Here is a 25,089-nt window from a genome sequence, read left to right as displayed (position 1 = left end):
TTCAATGTCATTGGCATCAGTACAGTTTAATAGGGAAGTTTCTTTTTTCTCAAAGTAGAACTTATTTTTCATGCATAGGATTGTGTGAAATAAAACAGGTTTATTGAGCAACTTACAGGAGTATCTATGGTTAAAATGATTTTAAAAAGAGCGATAATATTAAGTTTGCCTGTCTTTAGTATGAATGTGCAGTCCGGGCCAAGCAAAGAATTTTTGGCCAATCAGTGTTATGATCTTTCCCGGGTGATTGTTTCTCTAGTGGATAGCCAGGAAAGAATAACTTGCAGCAACAAACTCTATATGGCATTCACGCAAATGGGCTCTGCGGCTCTTTTTATTATGGAGGACTCTTCCGATATAGCAAAAGAGATGTTAAATAATGCAATAGGTAATTTGCAATACGCAGAATTACTCAGTTGCAAACACTATATTCAAATTTCACACTCTAAATTTGAAGCTCAAAAGATTAAAACATTATTGTAATCATGATACTCTTCAAGTGCCTTACAGAAGTCTTGAAGAGTTACCAGGGGGCTTTTAAGTGTATTCATATTTAAAAATTATTTTCTTAATTCTCGTAATTTTTGTTATCGGTGTTGTAATCGGAGCCCACTATCATCGATTAATTCATGTGGTTTTAGAAAAAATTTTGAATAAAACACAACCAATGGCTAAAGCGCTCCATTTTTGTCCTCCACCCCAAATTGTTAAAGAACATCAATATAATCCTGAAGTATTCCAAGTAGGAAAATTGTACTGGCAGATGGATTATCAGGGATGGGAAGCACCCAACAGAGTAGGTTTTATGCAGGCGCTGATTAATGAGAACAATAACTTGGTTTGTTATTATCACTGGCCAAATCCAAAAGATAAAGGAACTTATTTATGGATGACCATTCACTTATCGCCCTCAGTAAATCAATTTGTGAAGCCCTATGGTTCATACTGGACAATACAAAAAGAAAAAAAGCAAGCTTTATGCAGATTAGGAATTAATGCATGTGGTTTTATTCTTTCAGAAAGCTCCAAAAGAATCATTCCGTAAAAATAAATGTAACATGAATCCAGGTTATAAAGAGAGTAAGCATCTCATAAGCTCTTGTTATTTCTTCCGGACTTAGTTATCATTTGCCACCAAGTCGGGGCGTAGCGCAGCCTGGTAGCGTACTAGCATGGGGTGCTAGTGGTCGAAGGTTCAAATCCTTCCGTCCCGACCAATAAATCCCCTTTGAAATCAGTCAGTTGCATCTTCTTAGTTAAACCCATAAAAAATAAAAAATTCTGCTAGGTGTACTTGTAAAAAATTACGGCTCTTTCCCATTTAAGGGGGCAGCTTTAATCACCCGCAGAGCACCCTAACACGTACTCTATAATTTTCAAAATTTCTAAAACCATAAGCCCTTCGCTGAATGAGTTTCATTTTGCGATGAAAGCCTTCTGTTATTCTATTTGATTTACTAAATCGCCACATTCTGGCCACTTCATCTTTCCAAGTACACAGTGTTTTACCTAATGAGGCTAATGCTTTAAAACCACTTTGCTTTAACTCAGACAACATGTCTAAGAAAGTAGGTATTACTTTACGGCACTCATGCTGTGTTAATGCCCTTTTCATTAATAGTGAGTGCAGTTGTTGCTGAAATTGATAAATAGCTGGGTCTTTCCCAATTACGGGGGCCTAAATCAAGAACACAAATAATTGACTACTCTCTCACTGCACTAACGATTGTGTCGCTAAGCTCGTGATAGATTTAAGCCATCCATGGCTAAATCGGGCTCTTCCCCATTTCCGGGGGCAAATAATCAAGAACACAAAACCTTAACTCTTAACTCATGTTACGCACATGGACTTGCAGATTGACTAAAAAGCATTAGAGTTCTTCCCTTAATTTTAGGGAGGGAATTACATGGATATGCTTGATCTTTATAGTGATTATTTAATTTTCCAAAACAAATATGCGACAGCTACCGGATTGTCTGATTTGGTTGATGGAGCATTTGCACATGACAAGGTGACGCGATTTCTTCGTCTTGAGGATTTTAGCTCAAAATCACTTTGGCGCTATATAAAAAAACCAGTTAGGTCGCAAGAAACTGTTGGTGGAGTATTGATACTTGATGATTCCATCGAAGAGAAACCCTACACCGATGAGAATGAAGTGAATTGCTGGCATTACTCTCATGTCAAAGGGGTTGTGCTCAAAGGGATAAATATCCTGTCGTGCATGATTCGCTATGATGATTTCAGTGTTCCCATAGGATATGAGGTGATTAAAAAAGATATCATCTATAGTGATATTAAGACCAGGCAAACGAGAAGAAAGTCCTCGGTAACTAAAAATCAATTATTTCAAAACCTGATTGCCCAGGCCATTACCAATAAGGTGATGTTTGATTATGTGCTAGCGGACAACTGGTTTGGCTCGAAGGCCAATATGGTTCACATCCATAAAGGCCTTCACAAATCGTTTATCATTGGGATTAAGTCTAACCGCACGTTAGCTTTATCTGAAAACGATGCCAAAAACGGACGGTACCGACAAGTAAAAGCATTAGAACTTGAAGAGGATGTGGCCCACACAGTCTGGCTTAAAGGCCTAGGCTTCCCCGTGAGGCTCCTGAAAAAGATTTTCAAAAACGAAAATGGTTCAACAGGAATTCTCTATCTTGTTTCTAATGATATGCCAAGTAGTGCCGAACGTCTTTATGAAGTGTACCAGAAACGGTGGCGGATTGAAGAGTATCACAAGTCAATTAAGCAAAATGCAAGTTTGACCAGGTCACCCACTCGAACTGTCAAAACACAGTGCAATCATATTTATACTTCTATTATTGCTTACTGCAAGTTGGAAATGTTGAAAATAAAAACCCAATTAAATCACTTTGCCATTAAGTACAAACTAATCATAAGAGCCAACCAGATTGCTTGGCAGGAGCTTAAAAATATGGCCGCTTAAAATTGCTCGTGCGTAACATGAGTTATGTCTTTACTTTAACATTGCTTCAACCGCTTCATGTTCCCCGCGCGCCACATGATGCAATAATTTACAAATATCAATTCATCCTAGAAAAGCAGTTGAGTCCGTAGCGAGCATATTCAGTGCCATTAGCTTGCGCAGTAGGACTCAACTGCTTTTTCTAGGATCATAGGTTTAAATAAAGCCAAATGCTCTCTTGATGTCATAGAAAGGTTTGCTAAATCATGGTTGATAAACTTTGTCTGTTTCGAATTGAAGCTCTGTTGGTAATTCATCAAACTTCTCAAATTTGGATTTCATAATATTCGCCTTTAATTCTACTTCTTCCAGCCGTTTTTTATCTGAAGAATCAGTAGCTGATTTTCTCGTAAACTCGACCAGCGCTGTAAATTCCTGGCATTCCATTAGATGGGTATACTTTTTATTTTCAGCAATTTCCTCAATTAAATTAACAGATGCTATAAAAAAGCTATGCGACTCGTCTATGTTTCCAGCTTGCAAAAGCAAGTCATCAAGCAGCTTAAAACATTCTAGCGATTTTTGCAGCCCTTCTTTTGTCAAACAATGTTTATCAATTCTACCTCCATCTAGGTCTAGAGTAACTAATCTAATAAGACGTGAAAAATTCAAATTATGACTGCTATAATTAGAAAAACTTTTTCTTTCCTCATAATTAAGCAGATCATAAATATTCGGTTTAATAATCTGGGAAATATTTTTACCTGAATCCCTCAAGAGATTCTTTATCTCACCAACATTCTTATTTTTAACTAAAGGATATAATGCCTTATTTAATTGCTCACCTCGCTCCCAGTTCGCTACAAATTCTTCCGCTTGTTTTTCAATTGATTCTTTTGATTTAACATGCCCTTTTTCAAGGGCAGAATAATAGGAACTATCAAAAGGCCTATCTTCCAAAATCGTATTACTCCTATGAGAACGTCTTAGGATACATCCTTCTTTGGGCAAAAAGATTACGTCGCAAAAATTCCGAAATCCTATTGATTTCATTTCTACCCTTTCCTTAAGATATTGTACGAAAGTAGGCATCGAAAAGCCTGGTAGGCTCCCCTTCTTCAAATATACTCCTTGCTTATTACCCTCTTCTTGAAGGAAAAAATACAATAGTGCAGCCTGTCTTATCGTTAGTTTGTTGTTACAATGGAGAAAAATAGTATTTTGGGTATCCACGTTAACTATTATGAATGGTCGACAAGAAGTAAATCCCTCACTTATGATTGGCTGTGCAATGTCGTCTGTACAGAGTTTGTCGCCTGTACCCACTTCTGTTCGAGCATCTGAAGCCCGTTTCTTATTTGCCTCCCAACGATGATCATCCGGTGGCAACTCCTTTTCTCTAATTATTGGATCAAGATCGCTCAATGCTGGTAAATTAACCCCTGCCTCTGATGCAGTTGGTTGGTCGTTTGCAAAAAAGCGGTCACGTTTTGATTGCATTGTTTACTCCTGAAATAATTTATAAATTTGTATAATAATCAACAATCTCTTGAGGTTTTAATTACGAGCAGGAAAAACTTTATTATCCAATTTATGTCTAATCGATTTATATATTATCATATTGATTGTAATCAAGCCATTGTAGACCTGAGTTTTGCCTGTGTTAAGGTATGCGTTCTGCCAACTACAGATAGGATTTTAGGGATTGTTTAAATTACTATTGAAAGGAAGTAATTGGATATAATCGTCCTGATATTTACAGAATAGGATATTTTCAAAAAGCTATCCGAAGATAGTCAAAAGGATTGCACTGATTAGCGACTTGCCGGTGGTCTTAGCCAGCTTAACCAATTTAGCAAAAGGACGGCGAGCATGTGCCATACAGCCTGAATGAATGATGTTTGGGTTATCGTCAAGCCAGTCGTACCCACTATAGCCATCGGTTTGCAGATAGCCTTTAAATTCATGCAAGATTTCTTTCAGCAACAGGCTTGTCTTGTTTGGCGGTAATCAAAAAAATGACTGGTTTATCAGGCTTGGCACTTTTATAAACCCACATGAAACTGTTGAGGTATTTTTTCGATTGTCCTCACCCATCACTTGCAGCGTTGTTTCGTCGGCCTGAATATAATCTGATGCAAGTAAGGTGTTGATTAAAGCTTCTCGCATAGGCATACAAACTTCGGCTGCATTCATTATCCAACTACAAATTGTATTGCGAGGCATCTCAACGCCTAAGCGTTGCCAGATTTTCTCCTGTCGATAGAGGGGCAAATGGTCTTGGTATTTACTGACCAGGGTGTGAGCCACTAAACTGGGTGTGGCCATACTCTTTGATAGAAAGAGTGTAGGTATGGGTGCAATGCTCACGCCGTCGTCGCAGCGATTGCGACGTATATGGGCAATAACTTTCAGTTGTGCTGGAATGATTTCTAATTGCTCAGTGACTTCCTCGCCAATACGCTGCTTTCTGCAACCGCAAGCACAGTGTTTATCCTTGCTCAGGAATATCGTGCTCAATGACCTCGCGTGGTAAAGCGGCAGGCAATGTGAAGCGTGTAAGTCACGGTGACGGTGTTGTCTTCTTGCGGTAATTCTTCTGGGAGAACGGCTTCTGCTTCATCAAATTGCAATTCCATTTGCAGGATATTCGATTCAGACGAACGGGCAAGGTGTCGTTGTTGCGCTAATTTAAATTGTTCTAGTACACGCAGGTATTGCTGCTTAAATTGAGCATTTTCTTCGTGTAATGCAGTATTAAAATCACTTACCTCTTACTAGGTGTTACATTTAAATAGGGATGCGGGTATTAAGCTGCTCATTGGTCACACCAAACTAATGGATCAAAGTCACATGAAATCTAATAAAACGACCGAGAGTACTGGCTATATAGTGGTATTTGGATTTAATTTAAGGCAATTTACTCGATCGAGTTCATTTGATAATAAATCAGTTTGTCCGTTCCTTGGCATTTTTGTGACAAAACCTTAATAAACAAAGCCACTGAACGATTGAAATTTCAGAGATTTTTTAATTAGATACGAGCAGAAATAAAGCATGACTATTGTTGTGCTTTCAATCACAACTTGTGAAGAGCATCGATAACTGGTTTTTATGAGTAATGAAAAAATACATGAAGCGAAAGAGGCTGAAAAAAGGCATCCAATTTTATAATTATTAATTTTAATCCTACCAGATTCTGGACAACTGACGAACTAATGTATTTGGAACTAAGTAATGAATTTAGTGCACGAAATATTACCTATACAAGCCCAAGAAAAGTAAATTTTGTTATTTTGATACCCCATACTGATGTAGTTACTTTATATAATTTTATAATTAGGGAAGAAGATCCAACAATATTTTCAATTGCATGTGAAGAGGTCAGGCCGGGAGCCTGACGAAAAGGACCATTTAATGTTAAAATTCACACTAACTGTCAACCTGTGCCCGCCCAATCGCTAAATGCAACTTAATTGTCCATAGTATAAATTTACAGATTACTCTTTAACGTGCGTCAGTCGGTAAATTAATAAGGCCGCGCGTTGTGTCTGGATGGGTAACGAATCAATATTTAATGTTTCTTTTGTTGAATGAGCCCCAGTCCCTAACGCGCCCAACCCGGCCAAATTAGCAGATACTATAGATGCTATATGAGAAATATCACCAGCACCGCGAACTCCTGGATCAAGAGGCTGAATTGGACCATATTCTAAATCATTACTTACACGGCTATATTTTTTCAATAGTTCTAAATTACTAGAACTAGGTGGCATGGCGGGAACTCCATCTTTGAAATTAATTGAAGCAGTAGTGCCAGGCAAATGTTTTTTCACGATTGCTAAAATTCGTTTCTCTGCATCTAGTTTTTGGTGAGCAGTTAAAAACCGTAAATCTCCTTTTGTCATTGCAGTTCTGGGAATGACATTCCCTTTTCCGAAGACCGAGCCTTGCGACTTATTTTTGTCATAACTAATAGTCGTTCCCCCAAAAATAAGTCCTGGGCTAAGAGATAAATATTTTTCTCCTGAAAGTTGTGTAAGCATGGTGTTAAGGATGCGTGCTAACTCAAAAATAGCTCCGTAGCCAGCTGATTTCTGAAAAATTTCGGAAGAGTGAGCCTCATTTCCTTGCGCTTCAATCATCCAATTAGTAATACCTCTGCGAGAAATGGTTGCTGTATTAGAAGTAATAGCCCACTCAAAGTCTAAAGCAATATCACTATCCTGGGCAGCGTCAAATAATGGTTTTCTTGAAATAGAAGTGGGTTTTCCAGAATCTTCTTCGTCACCAGTTAACACGACAGTAATGGTAGTATTATCGAGAGCATGAGCAGCCTGCAACGCTTTTAATGCATAAAGGATAACAAGATCTCCTCCTTTATCATCAATCACACCTGGTCCTGTGGCAATATTTTCATATCGCTCAAATTTTTGGAACAAACTATCCTCTGGGAAAACTGTATCTAAGTGACCTATGAGTAGTAGTTTCTTCCCTATTGTACCTTTACGCTCTACAATCAATGTAGCTGCTCGATGCATGTTAGCAGGTTCTTCTACCCATCGCGTTTTAAATCCCAGTTGTTCAAATTGCAATCGTAAAATTTCTCCAACCTGTCGAACGCCAGAAATATTAGCAGTACCACTATTAATATTGACTAATTTTTCCAATAGAGAAAGCTGTTCATCTTTTTGTTGAGTTATATATTTACTAATTTGTTGTTCTACTGCAGATAGTGAAGCTGCTTGCGTTGTTGAAAAAAACAGCATTCCAGCCATTGAAAATAATATGAATAGCCTAGTTACCATAATAAACCTTATGAATATGAAAATAGAGGTATCTAATAACCGAATCTTCTGCTTATCTATAGGCTGATATAAATAGGTATTTACTACTATAGCATTATGGATCAATATCAAGTCTAGTATCGATGTATATCGGATTATATGTAACATATACATCTGTATTCCATAAAAATGTTCTTAATCTTCTTCTCATTGTTTTCAGCTGAGAATTCTTCTCACAGAAATACGGATAATACCAATTTCAGATTAACTTTGTACTTGTTTAAATAACAAAATTACTTCTTGCTCATATTTTTTGTGGTTGCAGGCCGGACATGAGTTTTTCCTTTATTTCTAGCATATGCAATGTCTTCCTTAACTCTTTCCCGCAAAATTTCTCGTTCAAATTCAGCAAAATTGCCAATAGCCCTGCCATTGCTCGTCCTGTTGCCATAGTTAAATCTATCGCTTCTGTTAATGAGATAAAGCCTGCTAATAAGTGAATCGAATGAACTATAGCATCTCGTTTTTCGGGTCATTTTACATCATTAAAATTACAATATTTAGATAACCATTGAAACAAGGGCCTTATATCACCAACAATAGGTTCTGATACTTGTTGAAACACAGATGGTCCGTTCATTGAGTTTGCAAAACTTACCCCACAATCACCAGTTGCCGTGTCCGTAGCACAAAATGAAATAAAGCCTGTATTATTCCCTCAATGAAAGGCAATTGTCTTTTCGGGTTTTAGAATTTTTAAGTAAAATTAAAATAGAGGATTAATCAATGAACGTAAGACTAGAGTTTTTAACTGATTGTTTATTAGAAAGTATTAGTTCTATAGAACATGGTTTTTTTACTCGCACTGGCGGAATAAGTGAAGGGGCTTATTCCTCACTTAATTGCTCTTATTATCGTGATAATAAAGATCATGTACGTGAGAATAGACATCGAGTAATGTCTCATTTGGGAAAAGCCCCTTCTAGTCTCAGGATGTTTACGGATATGTATAGTGATAAAACAATTATTGTTGATAGGTCTTGGGATGAGAATACCTTGGTCCACGCTGATGCGATGGTGACAAATCATAAAAATATAGTACTCGGTGCATTGAGTGCAGATTGTCCTGTTTTATTATTTGCAGATACAGAGCAGCAGGTAATCGGAATTGCGCATGCTGGATGGCGTTCAGCTAGAGCCGGTATTATCGAGTCGTGTATCAGTAAAATGCTTGATTTAGGTGCAAAAACTGAAAACATTGTATCTTCAATCGGCCCATGTATAGCACAAGAATCTTATGAGGTTGATTCAGAATTTTATAAAATGTTCATCAACGATGATGAAACTAATTTAGAGTTATTTATACCCTCAGTTAGAAATAATTTTTTTATGTTTGATCTGCGGATGTACGTACTCAAAAAATTAAAAAATCTTTCGGTATCCTATATTTCCTATGTTGATATAGATACCTATAAGGATGAAAAACGCTTTTTCAGCTGTCGTCGCTCTTATCATAAAAATGAAAAGGGGTATGGTTGTAATTTATCTTTTATTAATTTGAAAGAATAAACGTGCACTAAAAATGCAATCTCATATTTTTTTTAGGACTCTGATTTATTAAGCTTATTGAGAAGCTCATAACCGTAATGATACCAGCGCTCTCTACAGTCGATTTACCCAGCTTTAAGTCGCGAGCCAAATCCTTCTGAATGACTCCTTTTCTATGATAGTGAAACACCTGTTTACGCAAACTCTCGCTCGCTCTTTGATACTTACCTATCCCAGGAAATCGTTGATTAAAATAGCGACCACAAGCAGGACAATAATACTTATGAGCCTTGATACACAAGTAACTACGACGCAATCCAATTGACTCATGACGTATTCGCCTGATGAAACTGTCTTTTTTACGTAATTTCTTATTACCACGATGAACTCAGTGAACAACACAACGATAAGTGACTTCGATAAAAACCGGGTTCTCTCCACTCATCTTTTTAATAGAATATCCCGGTAAGTTTAGGATACAATCTTTCTTGGGCATTTTAATCTTCCTTTTGACGGTCAAATCAAAGGGTTAGACTAGACTAACTGGATTAAAATGCCCCTGTTTTCGGGTAGAGTCCCAACCCTTAAGCTCGTTTTTAGTGGCCAATATTTTGGAGCTTTTTACTCTAGCACGCGCCACCAACAACGCTCATTTGGTGCATGAACAAGTGTCGATGATTAAGCAATTTCTCCAAGCTTACCAAACCACCATTTATAATGGTTAAATCAATTAAAAGGAGTTAACAATGAACAAGGATAATAGTCATGGCTAAAACAATGTTACGCCGATGGCTGCCTTTGCTTATATTGCTGGGATTATTGAGCCTATTCTTTATTTTTCGCTTAGATAGATACTTAAGTTTTGCCACCTTTAGAGAACATCGTGCCTTACTCCTTTCCTGGACGAAAGCTAATTTCGTCTTGAGTGTATTGCTTTTTATGAGTTGCTACACCCTGGTTGTTGCGATTTCCATTCCAGGAGCGGTGTTTCTTACCCTAGCCTCTGGTTTCTTATTCGGTGTTTTCATTGGTGCTCTGCTGGTCGTCATCAGCGCCACCCTAGGGGCAACATTACTCTTTTTTGCAGTACGCACCGCTTTAGGTGAATGGCTCGCCAAGAAAGCCTCTGGCTGGGTTGAACGCATGCGCAAGGGCTTTCAGCGTAATGCATTCTCCTATTTATTGACCTTGCGACTCATTCCTTTGTTTCCTTTTTGGGTCGTGAATATTGTGCCGGCTTTGTTGAACGTGAGCGCCAAAACCTTCATTACTGCAACCGTGATTGGCATCATTCCGGGTTCATTAGTCTATGTCCTGGTGGGCAATGGCTTAAGTCAAGTGTTTGCCACCAATCAAACACCGAATCTTGGGATTATTTTTGAACCACAGGTATTAGGACCTTTGCTGGCTTTAGCCGCTCTGTCACTAATCCCCGCACTGTATCAATTGTTTAGTCGAAAACGACAAGGACGACAACCATGAGCGAGAAAATAAACTGCGATTTAGCCATTATTGGTGGTGGAGCTGGGGGCTTAAGCTTGGCGGCTGGTAGTGCGCAATTAGGACTTAACGTTCTCTTGCTCGAGTCAGGAAAAATGGGTGGTGATTGTTTAAATTATGGCTGTGTGCCGTCCAAATCCTTATTGGCCGCGGCCAAAACTTTTTATCATTTAAAGCAAGCATCTCGTTTTGGCATTCATACTCAAGGTCTTTCATTTGCTTTTCCTCAAGTGATGCAACATGTTCATCAAGTCATTGCCAATATTGCTGAACATGACTCCGTTGAGCGTTTTGCATCACTGGGAGTAAGAACCATTCAATCCGCTGGGAAATTTATAGCGCCTGATGCCATGCAAGTGGGCAATCAAATTATCCGCGCTAAACGGTTTGCGATAGCGACAGGTTCTTCCCCTTTTATCCCATCCATTCCTGGTATAAGTTCCGTACCTTATCTGACCAATGAGACCATTTTTGATTTACAAGAACAACCCAAACACTTAATCGTGATTGGTGGCGGGCCGATTGGTTGTGAATTAGCTCAAGCTTTTGCCATGTTAGGTTCTAAAGTTACTATCTTAGAAGGATTAAATATTCTTCCAAAAGATGATGCTGATTGTGTTGCTGTAATACGTCAGCAATTGGAGGAGATGAACATGACTATTTATGAACAAGCCAAGGTACAAGAGATAGAGGCTCATCCTGATACTGGTATCATTGTATCTTTTGAGTATCAAAATGAAGCCTCAACGATTAGCGGCAGTCATTTGCTCATTGCTACCGGTCGTCGTGCCAATGTGGATGGCCTTGATTTAGAAAAAGCCAATGTCAATTACACACCTAAGGGCATTGAAGTCAATCAGCGCTTACAAACCAGCAATAAAAAAATTTATGCATTGGGCGATGTCGTAGGGCCTTATCAGTTTACCCATATGGCAGGATATCAGGCGGGTATTGTGCTTCGCAACGTTGTTTTTAAATGGCCTGCCAAAGTGGATTATAATGCCGTACCCTGGGTTACTTATACCGAGCCTGAATTAGCGCATGTAGGATTATTGGCTACTGATACGCAAAAACGTCCCGATACTCAAATCACGGAATGGCCTTTTGTGAACAATGACCGTGCTCAAACCGAGTGCACTCTAAACGGAAAAATTAAAATCATCACCGATAAGAAAGGGAGAGTTTTAGGGGTTACTATTGTTGGTCCCCATGCCGGCGAACTTATTTTGCCTTGGGTTATGGCGATTCGTGAGGGAAAAACGTTACGAAGCTTCACGGATGTGATTGCGGCTTATCCTACCTTAAGTGAAATCAGCAAACGCGTTGCTGGGGAATTTTATACACCAAAGTTATTTTCCGATAAAACTCGCTGGCTGGTTCGCTGGTTACAGAAATTAGGATGATGACCTTATGATTGAACAATACTTAAGACCTCACCTGCATCATTACCCATCATCATCTTACAATGCCATCCACTAAAAACCTCTGGACACGCTGGCAAGCCCATCAGTCCAACTCAACAAACACCATGAATCACCAAGCCTAAAATCAAGACTATCCGCATTCCACAATCGCGGATAGCGAAATACATTTAATACTGAAGGTTAAGAGGCTTACTTTTCTTCCCAAAGCTTAATTATTTATCTAATTTCAAATAAAATCGTCTAATTAAATAATCAATCGATATCTTCCCGGGACCAGTACATAGAAGCATTAAAATCATTATACCCCATTGCATGTGATCGGTAAGACCGACAGCTCCGTCCGGCGTCCATAAAAATTTATAGGAGAAAACGGCGAATAAATTAAATAGGAATAGCGCAAATAAAACGGCTCTGGAACCTATGCCTAATGCAATTAATACAGGAAAACCTAATTCGCAAGCTGTTCCAAGATAGGCAGCGAAAGTGGGTGATATGATAGGTACCATGTATTCGTTTTGAAACAAGAAAAGTGTCGCTTGCCAATTACTTATTTTTGTTAATCCAGACAGGAAAAAAACCTGAGCAAGATAAAGTCGAGTCACGAGAATGAATATTGGGGCAAGGAAATCAAAGAATTTGTCAGCCAATAAATAAGTTTTTGCTATAAATGTTTTCATATAGCCTCCAATGAAAAACGATTGATCCATTGATAGCGAAGAGCTTTAGTTAAAAGATCACCAATTTTCTCTTCGTTAATCCATTTACTTAATTCAGCTACTGCTTTTTGCCATGTTATCTGGTTTCCAGAGGATAAAAATTCCAGAAAAAGATATTCCTCCTTACTGATTAGCATAATACAGGATAAATCATTATGTTGATAAATAACAACTTTTTCAGGACAGCCTGATATTTGAATTTCTTTCTCTTCCTGAAAGTAATTCATGGCCCAAATTTGGTAAATAGGGTATTCAGAACTGAGTATTTTTAAACCTGGTGTTAGATGAAAACATAAGGATTGAAAGCCAATATCATCTAGATGCGAAAAGGATTCAAAATCAAAAGAGCATGCGGGTGAGATACTCTTTAATGTATGCCAATGCCACTCAATGGTGCTTAATTCATATAAGTATGGTACTGCGTTAGCTGGCTCAAAATGAGCAATAAATTGAGGGAGGCTATCACCGTATTGATTGATATCGTATTGAGTGGATTGATGAATATTAATGTAACGATGCAATAAAGCATACCAGAAAGAATCGCCCACTAAACGCAAACAGAGTGGAAAGGTTGATTTCAAATGATTAAATAAAGTGGCATGATGGCTTTCGAGGTACACACCAATACCATCAAATCTTGATGGAGTGAACCGATTGGATAACTGATTTGACTGAACTTCTTTTCTAAACTGCGCTATCCATTCCTGCTGAATCGTCTCAAGGAGAGTATTACGCATAATGATTCAGGCTCCTCTCTGCTACTCGTTTTATTATGGCTTTTGCTTTACACATTTCTTCATATAAGAGAGAAAAATCAGGTAAATTATTATCCCACTCGATGATTGTGGGGGTATTTACAAAGAGGTTTTGAGCTTTTTCATAAAGCAGCCAAACATCTTGATAAACTTTATCGCTATGACTATCCAGTAAATAACCCTCTTGTTTTGAAAAGCCGCCAAGATGCATCTGCCAGACGTGTTTGGCATTAATTGATTGGAGGTATTTGTCCAGATCGTCGTTATGGTTATACCAGTTCACATATAAATTATTAACATCCAATAAAATTCCACAACCTGTTTTTGTGCTCAGTTCATTAAGGAATTCAGCTTCGGTTAAAGTATTTTGCTGGTAGCTTACATAGCGTGAAACGTTCTCAAACATGATTGCCTGGTTGAGATATTCCTGGACTCGATTTGTTTTTTCAATGATGAATAATAACGTTTCCTCAGTATAAGGGAATGGAACTAACTCATGAGTAAAAAATTTGTTGGCATGAGTCCAACAGAGATGATCCGATATCAGGCTGGAATTCATACAACGAGCTAAATCCTTTATTTGTTTCAAATATTGATAATCTGGTTCAGAGGATGTGGCAATTGATAATCCAATGCTATGTAAACTCAGTGGATAAAATTCTGCAATTTTTAGTAATTGCTTAAATTGAATTCCTGAGTGCTGGATATAATTATCAGCGAGAACTTCAAAATAATCGACAGAGGGCTGTCGATTTAAGATGTCGTCTATATGTTCAAGCCGCAGTCCAATGCCGGAACATCCGGAAAAACACGCGGCTTGATTAATAGAATTATTATTTGCCATTCTACTTAGCTTTTAACTGTTCCGTTAACAAGCTTTTCACAAGTACCTTTGGGCAGGTAAATCCAGTCTTTTTCTGAGCCATCTGCTTTAGATTGACCGGCACAAGCGTGTTGAGCAGTACCACAATCATTTTTGCCAGCCTTAGCCACACCTTGGCATTTTTCCATATCATTTGGAGTATCGGCATTAGCTGGAATTGTCGCAATTGAAAGTCCGGCGGCCATAACGGCAGCCATTGTTATTTTAGAAATATTATTCATAATGCATATCCTTTGTTATATGTGATTAATCCATATGTTATTTAATAAAATAACGTAATTAGTATAGTATCATTTTTAATTTATTACAGGATACATTGAATTTCTAAAAAATTGAGAAAAGGATTGTAGACATTTATTGCTCAACTTAAAATAGAAAACATTTCTTGGATCTTTACCTTATACTTTAATAAATCATACTTAAAGGAAGAGGAGTATTTTATTATGGTAAAGGATACCAAAATGATTAACCTCGCTTTACAAGGAGGTGGTGCTCATGGTGCTCTAGCCTGGGGCATTATTGATAGGTTTCTTGAAGATGGTCGGGTGAGTTTTGATGCTATTTCCGCAACCAGTGCCGGAGCAATGAATGCCGCAGTACTTGCCCATGGATTGGCAACGGGAGGTAATGAAGGGGCTCGAGAAGCGTTACATCAATTTTGGAAGATGGTTAGTGATGCAGGGCAAATATACAATCCACTCAAAAAAACTCCGTTAGAAGAGCTGCTTGGTGTAGGAATTGAAAATTCAATGTCCTATTTTATATTTGACCTTATGACCAAAATTCTTTCTCCCTATCAATTTAATCCTCTTAACTTTAATCCACTTAGAGAAATCTTAGAGAAAACCGTGGATTTTGAAAAAATCAAATCTTGCAAAAGTATTAAAATTTTTGTTTCTGCTACTAATGTTCAAACAGGTAAAATTAATGTATTTGATAATAAAAAAATTTCAGTAGATGCTGTTATGGCTTCGACTTGTCTCCCTTTTATGTTTCAAGCCGTTAATATTGGGAAGGATTTTTTTTGGGATGGGGGCTACATGGGAAATCCAGCCATTTTTCCTCTAATTTATAATTCCGACTGCAGGGATATTTTAATTCTTCATATCAATCCCATTTATCGTGAGCACGTTCCTGAAACCGCAACTGAAATTCTAAATCGAGTCAATGAGATTAGTTTTAATTCTTCATTAATGCGTGAAATGCGGGCAATTGCTTTTGTAACTAAATTAATAGACAGTGGTTGGATTAAAGAAGAGTATAAAAATAACCTTAAGAAACTTTATATTCATGCAATTCGTGCTGATGTATCAATGCAATCTTCTACAGTGGCTAGTAAATTAAATCCGGAGTGGTCGTTTATCAAGCATCTTTATGAGGAGGGACGTAGCAAGGGAACTGAATGGTTAAAGGAAAATTTTAAGCACCTTGGGAAAATGACAAGTATCGATCTTGAGGAATACTTGTAACTTTAAGTAAAAACAATGGTTCGCAACATAATTTAAATTCGTGGCTATAATTAAATCCAAATTTATTAGAAATACAGGAATTTTTTAAAACTTTTTTGAAAAGGATTTTTATATGCAACAAGCAAATCAGGTATCGACAACTCAAAAAAACAGTACCTTCTCAAGAAACGTGGCAAGGTTTTTTGACATCTTTACCGATTTTGTTGACTTTCTTGGACGGATTGGATGGCCTGTTATTGATTTGGCATTTCGAATATGGATAGCACAGCAAGTATTAGTCTCTGCGATTCTTTTGGCTAACCATTGGGATACTGCAGTTTATTTAGCCAAAAATGAATATCCAGTTCCATGGTTATCTCCTGAATCGGGGGCTCTGTTAGGAATATTGGCACAATTTGTTGGCGGTATTTCCCTTTTTTTTGGTTTATTTACCCGATGCGGGGCAGCGGTTATTGCAGTATTCGCTGTTATGACCCAAATTTATTATCAACCCATAGATCTTAATTTGCTTTGGATCACATTAATGTTGGGCTATGTGTTGAGAGGACCAGGTCCGCTTTCTCTGGATAATTTATTCGAACAAGGGTTTAGACGCAGTCCTTTGCCATTTGCTATGTCGATTGTGACTCTTGTAGAGAAAACAAGAGGATTTTTTTCAAGCTTGTTTTTATTTCTTATACGTATTTGGTTAATGATCTCACTTTTGCTAGTTAATCAATATGTCGAAATAATTTCTCCTGACAAGTTGCAACCGCTTATGTCGTGGTTACCTTTAAGTTCGGTATCAATTGTTTTTAGCCATTTTTCATTATTTATTGCTCTTTTTTTGGGGTTTGGTTTTGCTACCCGATTTGCTGCAGCTCTGGGATTAATCGTTGTTCTTTTTAGTTTTACCCCAGAAGTAACGGGTTTTTATTTATACTGGGTGATGGTGATGGCCATTTTATTTGTTTCAGGTCCAGGAACCTTATCATTGGATCATTTGATTTTTAATGCTTTGAAGAAATATTATCCACAGCTTTCTGGTAAACCGGCATTTAGCCTGGATAACTTACCACGCGTAGTTATTATTGGCGCAGGGTTTGGGGGTATTGCTTGCGCTAAAACATTACGTCATATGCCAGTCAAAATCACTTTGATTGATAGACATAATTATCATCTTTTTCAGCCATTTTTATACCAGATTGCTACTGGAAGTCTCTCGCCAGCTGATATTGCTATTTCGATTCGCTCCATATTTTTAGAGCAATTTAATGTGGAAATATTATTGGGAGATGTTTCAGATATTAATAAAGAGGAGCGACTCGTTATAGCTGATAATTTTACAATTCCATACGATTATTTGGTGATAGCGACAGGCGCAACTCATAGTTATTTTGGTAAGGATAATTGGACTCCTTATGCGCCAGGGTTAAAAACAATTAATGATGGTACCTCAGTGCGTAGTCGCATCATTAGAGCGTTTGAACTAGCCGAACTTGCTCAAAGTGAAGAAGAACGCAAGCAATTGCTAAATTTCGTCATTGTGGGGGCAGGACCTACTGGTGTTGAGCTTGCTGGGGCAATAGTGGAACTTGCACGATTTGGAATCGTAAAAGAATTTCGTCATTTTGATCCCTCGTCAGCAAATATTATCCTGGTTCAGGCAACGCCTCGGATTTTGCCCACTTTTTCGGAAAAAATCTCGGCAAAAGCACAGAGCTTTTTAGAAAGTATGGGTGTCAAAGTATTAGTGAATAGTATGGTTGAGCAAATTGATGGCGATGGTGTGATTATTAATAATGAAAGAATTTATTCAAAATCAGTCTTTTGGGCGGCGGGTGTTGCTGCTTCTCCGGCAGCAAAATGGCTTCAAGTAGAAGCTGATCCAGCAGGCCGTGTCAAAGTGAATGACGATCTGACAGTAACTAATTACTCAAATATTTTTGTGATAGGCGATACCGCTGCTTCAAATGCCTGGAAAGGTAAACCAGTACCTGGTATTGCGCCTGCTGCAAAACAAGGGGGTGTTTATGTGGCTAATGTAATTTCTAAAAGGATTTATAATAACCAATCAAAATATAAACCTTTTAAATACGTTCATTTGGGGAGTCTTGCTACTGTTGGCCGTAAAGCGGCTGTTGCGGAGTTTAATAACTTTAAAATCAGCGGAGAACTTGCATGGTGGTTTTGGGGAGGGGTGCATGTCTTTTTTCTGGTTGGCTCTCGAAATCGTTTAAGTGTTATTTTAAATTGGCTTTGGTCTTATTATACTTTTCGCGCCAATAATTTACTTATTACAGATGATTCGTTGAAGACAGGAGATAAATCAGGAGCAAGTTAATTGGTTTGAGGGCTTACGGGGAATTCGAGATTAATTTAATCTTGTTAAGATTATAAGGAAATATAAAGGGAGTGGACTAATGGACAAGAAATTTGCTGCTAATTCTTCAGAGAGTATTATCAATAATGAATTTAATATGCCGGTTCCTCGTTGGCTAAATACTTATCCAGCGGGCCCTTATCGATTTAATAACCGCGAATTTTTTATTATATCTTATGAAACCGATCCAGAACTTTTGAAAGCCATTCTTCCTCCTGATATGGAGTTAATAGAGCCGGTAGTTAAATTTGAATTTATCCGCATGCCTGATTCAACTGGATTTGGTGATTACACTGAATCAGGTCAAGTTGTGCCGGTGAGATATAAAGGTGAAGAAGGAGGATTTACTATTTCGATGTTCCTTGATTGCCATGCTCCTATTGCTGGTGGTCGAGAAATATGGGGTTTTCCAAAAAAACTGGCCAAACCAAAATTGTTTGTTGAAGAAGACACACTCATTGGTATTCTTAAGTATGGGAGTATTGATATTGCTATTGCGACAATGGGATATAAACATCGCCCATTAGATGCGGAAAAGGTTTTGGAGTCGGTAAAAAAACCGGTCTTTTTACTTAAAAATGTTCCTGATGTAGATGGTACTCCTTTAATTAATCAATTGACTAAGACTTATTTAACAGACGTGACGGTGAAAGGGGCATGGACGGGACCAGGTAGTCTGGAGCTTCATCCACATGCATTGGCTCCTATTTCCAATCTTTATATCAAAAAAATTGTATCCGTTTCACATTTTATCACCGATTTAACATTGCCTTATGGAGAAGTTGTCGCAGATTATTTAGCTTAGAATGGGAAATCATTCTAAAAACAGTTGGAAAATAATATGAATAAACGTCAGGTACAAAATACGACAGTAATTGCAGCTGCTTTAGGAGCTGCTCTTGCCTCCGTATATACGTATACCGATTGGCTTTCGTCAAAAGAAATAGTTGTAAAACGAGAGCGCTGTTATAACGTGGCACGCGCGGGAAAAAATGATTGTGCCACTTCTCTACATTCTTGTGCCTCACAATCAACGATGGATCGTGACCCAGAAGCTTTTATCATGTTGCCTAAAGGATTGTGTGAACGTATAGTGGGAGGAAGGAGTGTATAGTTACTCTAAGTTGCCTATTCGTGTCAGGAAAGAGATAGAAGCCCAACAGTACACGGGTGAATTATTGGTTACTGGTGTGCAATTAGGCGTTATAGTACTATTAAGTATTATCAATTTCTTTTCTTCAGCAGGATATTCTCCTGGCGCACCTGTTCAATCCTCTTCCTTAGGCTTGTGGTTATTTACTATCTTAATATTAGCAAGATTGTGGTTTGTCTATACTAATCAATTGAATTCAATATTTCTTGGTTTCTCCATAGTTGCTGAAATGGCTTTGTTATTATTTATTATATGGACTTATTATCTGCAGTTTGAAACAACACCGACCATTAATCTTAAAAACCCCCATATTAATTACGTTTATATTTTGATTGCATTACGTGCACTTCGGTTTGAACCTCTATGGGTCATACTTTCAGGGCTTACGGCAGCCATTGGGTGGAGTATTATCGTTTGGCAAACTTTATCCAGTTCAGGGATGAATGTTATTACATGGGATTATGTAACCTTTGCATCAAGTCGGAGTGTTTATTTGGGTGCTGTATTTGATGTCATTTTGTCAGTCTTACTAGTAACAGTAATTATTGCTTTGGTATTGACGCGTGCCAAGCGCACTCTTTTTCAAGCAGTGGAGCAGACCAGTGCTGCAAAAGATTTATCTCGGTTTTTTGATACAAGTGTTGTAGAAAAAATAACGACCTCTGAAAAATCATTACAAGCGGGGTATGGTGAGTTACGCCAGGCTGCTATTATGTTTATTGATATGAGAGGATTTACCAAAGCATCAACAAATTTGTCTCCTAGTGAATTGATTGGACTATTGGGTGAATATCAGCATTTGGTTGTACCAATTATTCAAAAAAATAATGGAAGTATTGATAAGTTTATGGGGGATGGTATCTTGGCAAGTTTTGGTGCTGTGGCTCCCTCAAATACTTATGCCGCTGATGCCTTAAGAACGGTCGATGAAATCATATCATCAATAATGGTATGGAGTGAAAATCGACGTCAAAAGGGAGATATAGTAGTTGGCGTAGGAATTGGGCTGGCTTCTGGTGAAGTGGTAGTTGGTGTGATCGGTTATGAAAATCGTTTGGAATATACAGTAATTGGAGAAACGGCCAATTTAGCAGCCAAGCTGGAAAAACATAATAAAGAAGAAAAAACTCAAGCTTTGACTACCAAGAATACTTTTGTAGAAGCATTAAAACAAGGGTATAGGAGCGATGTACCTAAAGAAGAGCTTAAGGCAAGACATGTGGGGGGGGTGGAAGGTCCTCTGGATTTAGTGGCTTTGTAAAATAACGTAATTTGTTATAAAAAAATCCCTCTGGATTTATTATCCGCTCCCTCAGAGTCGCGGCTCAGTTTAACTACAATCCGAACCATGACCCTGGGGGAGCGGATAGATAGAACAATATTCTAATAGTTCATTTTTCAATAAAAATTGTAAACCGGAAAACAAATCAAAATCCGGATTGTTTTCTAAAGTGTTTTCATATGATTGCTCAAGCGTCACTTTATCTTTTAAATAAGATAGAAAAGTAAACAGGTCCTTAGTAATCCAATGGGTTAATACCTGATTTTTTTGACGTACTATCACGACATAACTCGGTAAGTGCTGAAAATTTATGAAGTCTATTTCAACTGGATTTTCTATCAACTCAAAGATATTTTTTAAATAATAGGGAGATGAATATAAAAATACCGACGGATTAAATATCAAACATAATTTATCCACGGAATTATTTAGATGTTTTTGAAGTATTCTGGAATCAAGAACAAGATAATCTTGCGAGCAATAGCTTAAATGCCTTAACCATTCTATTTCTGCAATATCTTTTAGATAAAGAAGATGTTTAACCGCTTCATTATTTTGTAAAAAAGCGGGAAATTTTTCACCCCAATCGTCTAAGCAATTAGTTGTTGGTAAATTACTGTGGTCTTGGACAAACGCTAGAGCCAAAGCATCAGCACATACTTTTCCAACCAATTTCCAGGTTGATGGAAAAGTTACTTCTAAAGAGTTACGCAGGTTTTGTAAAATGGTATTACGATAAACACTAAAACGAAATTCAGGAGCAATTTCATTTTGACAAAATTGCTCCTGAATAGCGACATCTTGTTTATTGAATACACCTTTAAGAAAAGCTTCCTGTATTTGTTGAATTGTAGGCGTAATGAGTTGATTTTTTTGCTTCATTGATTAAAACCTCCAAATGAGGTATTTCTGAATCCCATTCTAATAAAGTTGGAACAAGGCCAGTGTAATTTATAGTATATCGATATAAATCCCATACTTCCTGGCAGACATGATCATTGTGTGTATCTATCCGCAAGATATTCCTTTGATTTTGCAGTGAAATAGAATGTCCTGCTACATGAATTTCTTGTATGTCTTTGTGAGGTACTTTTTGAATATATTGATACGGATCTCGTTTATTATTTGAATAAGAAACGTAAACATTATTAACGTCCAATAACAATTTAGCGCCTGTGCGTTTGATTATTTCTGCTAGAAACTCAGGTTCTTCATAGGTTGAAGCTCGATACTCTAAATAAGAAGCTGGGTTTTCTATTAATAAGGTTCTCTGTAAATAATTTTGTACATTATCAATGTTATTGGTGATAATCGTTAAACTTTCTTCGTTATAGGGAATGGGTAATAAATCCGGCAAATAGGTATTCCCTACGTTGCTCCATGACAAATGATCTGAAAGGAAAACAGGCTCGAAGCGATCAATGAGGGTTTTAATTCGTTTTAAATGTTCTTTGCTGATTTCTTTGGCTGAGCCTAGAGATAATCCCACTCCATGAAAGCTTAGTGGATAATGCTGACTTATGGAAAATAGAAGCTCTAATAATGGGCCTCCTTTTAAAAGGAAGTTTTCTGTATGCACTTCAAGCCAGTCAATCGCAGGTTTTTTTTCTAATATTTGATCATAATGTGGGGCTCTTAAACCAATGCCTATCATATCGCCACTAATTATTTTATGCATGGTTTTTCATCCGATTTGATGTGTTATTTTGCAAGATTCACATCCATTTACAACGGTCCTATGTATTTAATGTACCGCTGCCAAACTCTGAACGCAATATTAGAAAAATTGTATTCTCACCGTTAGACCTAACTAAATTGTAAACATGCCCTACCTATTTGACATTAAATTGTTTAATATTTACACTGACTAAAATGATTTGCAAGAGAGTTCAATGCCAATAACAATTCATTCCTTTTTCAATACCATTCATAGGTTGCTAAAATCATCTCGTAAACAAGTATTCTTTTTTGGAATAGCAGCAATGTTAATTTCAAACGCTCTTTTTGCAGATGCAAATTATCCACAAGAACGATTAGAACTTGAGAATTTTTACAAAGCAACTAACGGGTCAAATTGGATTAGGCAAGATAATTGGCTTTCTGATTCCATCTCATACTGTGAATGGCATGGAGTAATTTGTGATAAAAATGGGCATGTTACTGAATTGCAGCTTTATGACAATGGCTTAGAGGGTTCATTGCCAGATACACTATGTAACTTAACAGAGCTGAAAACACTTTATTTAAGCTTTAATCACATCGGGGGGCAGATTCCTTCGACGATTGGTCAATGCAAAAAACTTGAAAACATTTGGCTTAAATCCAATCAGATTAGTGGAGAGATTCCTGACAGTATTGGTGAAGCTGAAAGCTTGAAATGGCTTGATTTACATGTCAATAAATTATCGGGAGCCATCCCATCATCCATCGGAAATTTACATCAACTTGAAATTTTACGGCTTGATGATAATGAGCTGAATGGTATCCTGCCTGATTCTCTTTATCTGCTTCAGAATTTAAAAGAAATTTATTTATTTAATAATCACATTTCAGGTTCCATAAACACTAAGATAGAACAGTTAATGCAATTGGAACATATTTATCTAGGGCACAATCAATTCAGTGGTATCCTTCCGGATACAATCACAAAACTTCATTTTCTTAAAACATTGCGCGTTGAACATAACGCGTTGGAAGGTACGATCCCTGCTGACATTGGAAACATCCCTAACCTGCAAGTCCTACGACTTGATCATAATCAATTCACAGGCAGAGTACCGGACAGCTTATTAAATCGAGAGCATGAACTTCAAGTTGTTGATTATTCAAACAATAATTTTGAGTGATTTTTCTTGGGGAAGCATGTAAAAAGCCTCTGAATTCAATTGATTCGATGAAATAAGATTCTATAATCACAGCCCTGCTAAAAAAAGGGGCTCTCCCCGAATCCGGGATTATACTCATGAAACATTGCTGTTTGTGCCAAGTAGTGAGGCTTATTAGTCCCAGCCGAAGGATATTCAAAATATGGCAATATGTGCTGAACTGAAAATTCTTTATTACATTTTCCTAGGTGGCTTTTTATAAGTGCTTAGGACTATGCAAAAGATTAAGGTGACCACTACAATACCTAAAGTAAAGAAGGTAGGGATTTTAAACCAGGGTGCAATGAGCATTTTGACGCCCACAAAGATCAATATCAATGCAACTCCATATTTAAGGAGATGAAAGCGACGATGCATATTAGCCAATAAAAAATATAATGCACGTAATCCAAGTATTGCGAAAATATTAGAGGTAAAAATAATAAAGGGATCATTTGTTACTGCGAAAATAGCAGGAATGCTATCTAATGCAAAAATCAGATCACTGACTTCGACAAGAATTAATACAAGGAAAAGGGGAGTAACAGACCATAATTGATTGTGGACGATAAAAAATCGTTCACCTTGCAGTTCGTCAGTGATTCGCAGATGCTGACGCATCCAACGAAGAACAGGATTTTTTGCAAGATCGGGTTCATGCTCGGCAAAGAAAGCCATTCTAATACCTGTAATTAGCATCAAAAAGCCAAAGAGGTAGAGTACCCAGTGAAATTTATTCACAATCCATATGCCCAGCAAAATAAGGATTAATCGCATGACGATGGCACCGAGTACCCCGTAGATTAGGACTCGACGTTGATATTCTGCCGGAATAGAAAAATAACTAAAAATCATGAGAATAACGAACACATTGTCGATAGATAAAGATTTCTCGATGAGATAACCTGTGAAAAATTCCAGTGCTTTTTCATTAGCTATTTGTATGTTGGACGTGTATATGAGATACCACCAAAAGAGCAGGTTAAAAATGAGAGCCAACGTGAACCATACAATGGTCCAGGACAGTGCTTCTTTCGTGGAAACGCGATGAGCTTTTCGTCCGCCCAATAAAAACAGATCAACAGCAAGCATCATGATCACAAAGGTCAAAAAACCTAACCACATCCACCACTCACTGACTGTAGTCATCCGATCATTCCCTAACGAATTGTTAAATGGAAAAAATACAGATTATTCCCCGTTGGTTTGATTATTCGCTCCTATGACAACGAGGTAACAATTGATCCGGTTATATTAATTATAATCTATGAGTACACTTCACCCAATTTTATTCGCAAGTACTAACAGTTATTGGTATTTGGTGCTGTGTAATCTATACTATGCATGGAGGGATGATTTGAAACGTCCGTTTTGCTGATCGATTCAGGGCCTATTTCCTTAGACTTACCT

General features: G+C 37.6%; 21 protein-coding genes, 1 tRNA gene and 3 pseudogenes. 13 read left to right on the top strand and 12 right to left on the bottom strand.

Features of this window, described 5'->3' with window-relative positions:
- Positions 1-126 precede the first annotated feature (126 nt).
- The 3 genes from Ltuc_RS08540 (at position 127) to Ltuc_RS08530 (ending at position 1,217) form a co-directional block, all read left to right on the top strand.
- The gene (locus tag Ltuc_RS08540; protein ID WP_058520850.1) at positions 127-483 is read left to right on the top strand and encodes a hypothetical protein; all 357 of its coding nucleotides are present in this window, start codon (positions 127-129) and stop codon (positions 481-483) included.
- A 58-nt stretch (positions 484-541) separates the two neighbouring features.
- Positions 542-1,045, top strand: coding sequence for a hypothetical protein (locus tag Ltuc_RS08535; RefSeq protein WP_058520849.1), 504 nt, complete (start codon positions 542-544; stop codon positions 1,043-1,045).
- Positions 1,046-1,140: 95 nt separating this feature from the next.
- Positions 1,141-1,217, top strand: a tRNA-Pro gene (locus tag Ltuc_RS08530).
- A gap of 122 nt (positions 1,218-1,339) precedes the next feature.
- On the opposite strand, the pseudogene Ltuc_RS08525 reads toward Ltuc_RS08530, so the two are convergent.
- Positions 1,340-1,675, bottom strand: a pseudogene (locus tag Ltuc_RS08525) (transposase); the annotation flags it as partial.
- A gap of 232 nt (positions 1,676-1,907) precedes the next feature.
- Between Ltuc_RS08525 and Ltuc_RS14840 the strand changes: the two are divergent.
- Positions 1,908-2,957 (top strand): IS701 family transposase, encoded by a 1,050-nt coding sequence (locus Ltuc_RS14840; protein WP_065236214.1) that lies wholly within the window; start codon positions 1,908-1,910, stop codon positions 2,955-2,957.
- 243 nt (positions 2,958-3,200) lie between these two features.
- On the opposite strand, the gene Ltuc_RS08515 is transcribed toward Ltuc_RS14840, so the two are convergent.
- From Ltuc_RS08515 to Ltuc_RS08505, 3 genes and pseudogenes are all read right to left on the bottom strand, one after another.
- Positions 3,201-4,436: a vWA domain-containing protein gene (locus Ltuc_RS08515; protein ID WP_058520847.1), complete on the bottom strand. Its 1,236-nt coding sequence runs from the start codon at positions 4,434-4,436 to the stop codon at positions 3,201-3,203.
- Between the two features lie 282 nt (positions 4,437-4,718).
- Positions 4,719-5,456: pseudogene (gene tnpC / locus Ltuc_RS15045) on the bottom strand (IS66 family transposase).
- Between the two features lie 980 nt (positions 5,457-6,436).
- Positions 6,437-7,744, bottom strand: a complete 1,308-nt coding sequence (locus Ltuc_RS08505) for a M20/M25/M40 family metallo-hydrolase (RefSeq protein WP_238584094.1) — start codon at positions 7,742-7,744, stop codon at positions 6,437-6,439.
- Positions 7,745-8,509: 765 nt separating this feature from the next.
- Between Ltuc_RS08505 and pgeF the strand changes: the two genes are divergently transcribed.
- Positions 8,510-9,292 carry a peptidoglycan editing factor PgeF gene (pgeF, locus tag Ltuc_RS08500; RefSeq protein WP_058520844.1) on the top strand — a complete coding sequence of 261 codons (783 nt, stop codon included), beginning with the start codon at positions 8,510-8,512 and terminating at the stop codon, positions 9,290-9,292.
- A 53-nt stretch (positions 9,293-9,345) separates the two neighbouring features.
- On the opposite strand, the pseudogene Ltuc_RS15035 reads toward pgeF, so the two are convergent.
- Positions 9,346-9,767 (bottom strand): annotated as a pseudogene (locus Ltuc_RS15035) (helix-turn-helix domain-containing protein); the annotation flags it as partial.
- A gap of 269 nt (positions 9,768-10,036) precedes the next feature.
- Here Ltuc_RS15035 and Ltuc_RS15685 point away from each other — a divergent pair.
- Complete coding sequence (locus Ltuc_RS15685; protein ID WP_083498065.1) at positions 10,037-10,753, top strand: TVP38/TMEM64 family protein; 717 nt, start codon at positions 10,037-10,039, stop codon at positions 10,751-10,753.
- Positions 10,750-12,174: a dihydrolipoyl dehydrogenase family protein gene (locus tag Ltuc_RS08490; protein ID WP_058520843.1), complete on the top strand. Its 1,425-nt coding sequence runs from the start codon at positions 10,750-10,752 to the stop codon at positions 12,172-12,174. Before Ltuc_RS15685 ends, Ltuc_RS08490 begins: the two co-directional genes overlap by 4 nt.
- A gap of 233 nt (positions 12,175-12,407) precedes the next feature.
- Here Ltuc_RS08490 and Ltuc_RS08485 read toward each other — a convergent pair whose 3' ends face one another.
- From Ltuc_RS08485 to Ltuc_RS08470, 4 genes are read right to left on the bottom strand one after another with little or no spacing between them, the layout of a single operon-like run.
- Positions 12,408-12,872, bottom strand: coding sequence for a DoxX family protein (locus Ltuc_RS08485; protein ID WP_058520842.1), 465 nt, complete (start codon positions 12,870-12,872; stop codon positions 12,408-12,410).
- Positions 12,869-13,648: an HvfC/BufC N-terminal domain-containing protein gene (locus Ltuc_RS08480; RefSeq protein ID WP_058520841.1), complete on the bottom strand. Its 780-nt coding sequence runs from the start codon at positions 13,646-13,648 to the stop codon at positions 12,869-12,871. The genes Ltuc_RS08485 and Ltuc_RS08480 overlap by 4 nt, the downstream gene beginning before the upstream one ends.
- Positions 13,641-14,510 (bottom strand): MbnB/TglH/ChrH family RiPP precursor modification enzyme, encoded by an 870-nt coding sequence (locus tag Ltuc_RS08475; protein ID WP_058520840.1) that lies wholly within the window; start codon positions 14,508-14,510, stop codon positions 13,641-13,643. The genes Ltuc_RS08480 and Ltuc_RS08475 overlap by 8 nt, the downstream gene beginning before the upstream one ends.
- A gap of 5 nt (positions 14,511-14,515) precedes the next feature.
- Positions 14,516-14,770 (bottom strand): BufA1 family periplasmic bufferin-type metallophore, encoded by a 255-nt coding sequence (locus Ltuc_RS08470; RefSeq protein ID WP_058520839.1) that lies wholly within the window; start codon positions 14,768-14,770, stop codon positions 14,516-14,518.
- Positions 14,771-14,992: 222 nt separating this feature from the next.
- Between Ltuc_RS08470 and Ltuc_RS08465 the strand changes: the two genes are divergently transcribed.
- The 5 genes from Ltuc_RS08465 to Ltuc_RS08445 all read left to right on the top strand — a co-directional run bounded on the left by Ltuc_RS08465 (position 14,993) and on the right by Ltuc_RS08445 (position 20,794).
- Complete coding sequence (locus tag Ltuc_RS08465; RefSeq protein WP_058520838.1) at positions 14,993-16,018, top strand: patatin-like phospholipase family protein; 1,026 nt, start codon at positions 14,993-14,995, stop codon at positions 16,016-16,018.
- A gap of 112 nt (positions 16,019-16,130) precedes the next feature.
- Positions 16,131-18,341 (top strand): FAD-dependent oxidoreductase, encoded by a 2,211-nt coding sequence (locus Ltuc_RS08460; RefSeq protein ID WP_058520837.1) that lies wholly within the window; start codon positions 16,131-16,133, stop codon positions 18,339-18,341.
- Positions 18,342-18,420: 79 nt separating this feature from the next.
- Entirely contained in the window at positions 18,421-19,185 is a 765-nt protein-coding gene (locus Ltuc_RS08455) for an acetoacetate decarboxylase (RefSeq protein WP_083498064.1), read from the top strand.
- A 36-nt stretch (positions 19,186-19,221) separates the two neighbouring features.
- The gene (locus Ltuc_RS08450; protein WP_058520836.1) at positions 19,222-19,494 is read left to right on the top strand and encodes a BufA1 family periplasmic bufferin-type metallophore; all 273 of its coding nucleotides are present in this window, start codon (positions 19,222-19,224) and stop codon (positions 19,492-19,494) included.
- The gene (locus Ltuc_RS08445; protein ID WP_058520835.1) at positions 19,487-20,794 is read left to right on the top strand and encodes an adenylate/guanylate cyclase domain-containing protein; all 1,308 of its coding nucleotides are present in this window, start codon (positions 19,487-19,489) and stop codon (positions 20,792-20,794) included. The genes Ltuc_RS08450 and Ltuc_RS08445 overlap by 8 nt, the downstream gene beginning before the upstream one ends.
- A gap of 69 nt (positions 20,795-20,863) precedes the next feature.
- Here Ltuc_RS08445 and Ltuc_RS08440 read toward each other — a convergent pair whose 3' ends face one another.
- Positions 20,864-21,697, bottom strand: coding sequence for an HvfC/BufC N-terminal domain-containing protein (locus tag Ltuc_RS08440; RefSeq protein WP_058520834.1), 834 nt, complete (start codon positions 21,695-21,697; stop codon positions 20,864-20,866).
- A complete protein-coding gene (bufB, locus tag Ltuc_RS08435) occupies positions 21,636-22,493 on the bottom strand; it encodes an MNIO family bufferin maturase (protein ID WP_058520833.1) in 858 nt (285 codons plus the stop codon). The genes Ltuc_RS08440 and bufB overlap by 62 nt, the downstream gene beginning before the upstream one ends.
- A gap of 304 nt (positions 22,494-22,797) precedes the next feature.
- On the opposite strand from bufB, the gene Ltuc_RS08430 reads away from it, so the two are divergent.
- A complete protein-coding gene (locus Ltuc_RS08430) occupies positions 22,798-23,661 on the top strand; it encodes a leucine-rich repeat domain-containing protein (protein ID WP_238584093.1) in 864 nt (287 codons plus the stop codon).
- 213 nt (positions 23,662-23,874) lie between these two features.
- Here the strand turns inward: Ltuc_RS08430 and Ltuc_RS08425 are convergent, their stop codons facing one another.
- Positions 23,875-24,828, bottom strand: coding sequence for a TerC family protein (locus Ltuc_RS08425; RefSeq protein WP_058520832.1), 954 nt, complete (start codon positions 24,826-24,828; stop codon positions 23,875-23,877).
- Positions 24,829-25,089: the final 261 nt, after the last annotated feature.

The sequence above is a fragment of the Legionella tucsonensis genome, assembly GCF_001468035.1.
Lineage (GTDB): Bacteria > Pseudomonadota > Gammaproteobacteria > Legionellales > Legionellaceae > Legionella > Legionella tucsonensis.
Note: the sequence above shows the minus strand (reverse complement) of the source record. Positions and strands in the feature narration are given on the sequence as shown.

Excerpts from the sequence above, each read along its gene's own strand:
- Ltuc_RS08540 (WP_058520850.1), top strand. The coding sequence starts at position 127 with ATGGTTAAAATGATTTTAAAAAGAGCGATAATATTAAGTTTGCCTGTC.
- Ltuc_RS14840 (WP_065236214.1), top strand. The coding sequence starts at position 1,908 with ATGGATATGCTTGATCTTTATAGTGATTATTTAATTTTCCAAAACAAA.
- Ltuc_RS08515 (WP_058520847.1), bottom strand. The coding sequence starts at position 4,436 with ATGCAATCAAAACGTGACCGCTTTTTTGCAAACGACCAACCAACTGCA.
- Ltuc_RS08505 (WP_238584094.1), bottom strand. The coding sequence starts at position 7,744 with ATGGTAACTAGGCTATTCATATTATTTTCAATGGCTGGAATGCTGTTT.
- pgeF (WP_058520844.1), top strand. The coding sequence starts at position 8,510 with ATGAACGTAAGACTAGAGTTTTTAACTGATTGTTTATTAGAAAGTATT.
- Ltuc_RS15685 (WP_083498065.1), top strand. The coding sequence starts at position 10,037 with ATGGCTAAAACAATGTTACGCCGATGGCTGCCTTTGCTTATATTGCTG.
- Ltuc_RS08490 (WP_058520843.1), top strand. The coding sequence starts at position 10,750 with ATGAGCGAGAAAATAAACTGCGATTTAGCCATTATTGGTGGTGGAGCT.
- Ltuc_RS08485 (WP_058520842.1), bottom strand. The coding sequence starts at position 12,872 with ATGAAAACATTTATAGCAAAAACTTATTTATTGGCTGACAAATTCTTT.
- Ltuc_RS08480 (WP_058520841.1), bottom strand. The coding sequence starts at position 13,648 with ATGCGTAATACTCTCCTTGAGACGATTCAGCAGGAATGGATAGCGCAG.
- Ltuc_RS08475 (WP_058520840.1), bottom strand. The coding sequence starts at position 14,510 with ATGGCAAATAATAATTCTATTAATCAAGCCGCGTGTTTTTCCGGATGT.
- Ltuc_RS08470 (WP_058520839.1), bottom strand. The coding sequence starts at position 14,770 with ATGAATAATATTTCTAAAATAACAATGGCTGCCGTTATGGCCGCCGGA.
- Ltuc_RS08465 (WP_058520838.1), top strand. The coding sequence starts at position 14,993 with ATGGTAAAGGATACCAAAATGATTAACCTCGCTTTACAAGGAGGTGGT.
- Ltuc_RS08460 (WP_058520837.1), top strand. The coding sequence starts at position 16,131 with ATGCAACAAGCAAATCAGGTATCGACAACTCAAAAAAACAGTACCTTC.
- Ltuc_RS08455 (WP_083498064.1), top strand. The coding sequence starts at position 18,421 with ATGGACAAGAAATTTGCTGCTAATTCTTCAGAGAGTATTATCAATAAT.
- Ltuc_RS08450 (WP_058520836.1), top strand. The coding sequence starts at position 19,222 with ATGAATAAACGTCAGGTACAAAATACGACAGTAATTGCAGCTGCTTTA.
- Ltuc_RS08440 (WP_058520834.1), bottom strand. The coding sequence starts at position 21,697 with ATGAAGCAAAAAAATCAACTCATTACGCCTACAATTCAACAAATACAG.
- bufB (WP_058520833.1), bottom strand. The coding sequence starts at position 22,493 with ATGCATAAAATAATTAGTGGCGATATGATAGGCATTGGTTTAAGAGCC.
- Ltuc_RS08430 (WP_238584093.1), top strand. The coding sequence starts at position 22,798 with ATGTTAATTTCAAACGCTCTTTTTGCAGATGCAAATTATCCACAAGAA.
- Ltuc_RS08425 (WP_058520832.1), bottom strand. The coding sequence starts at position 24,828 with ATGACTACAGTCAGTGAGTGGTGGATGTGGTTAGGTTTTTTGACCTTT.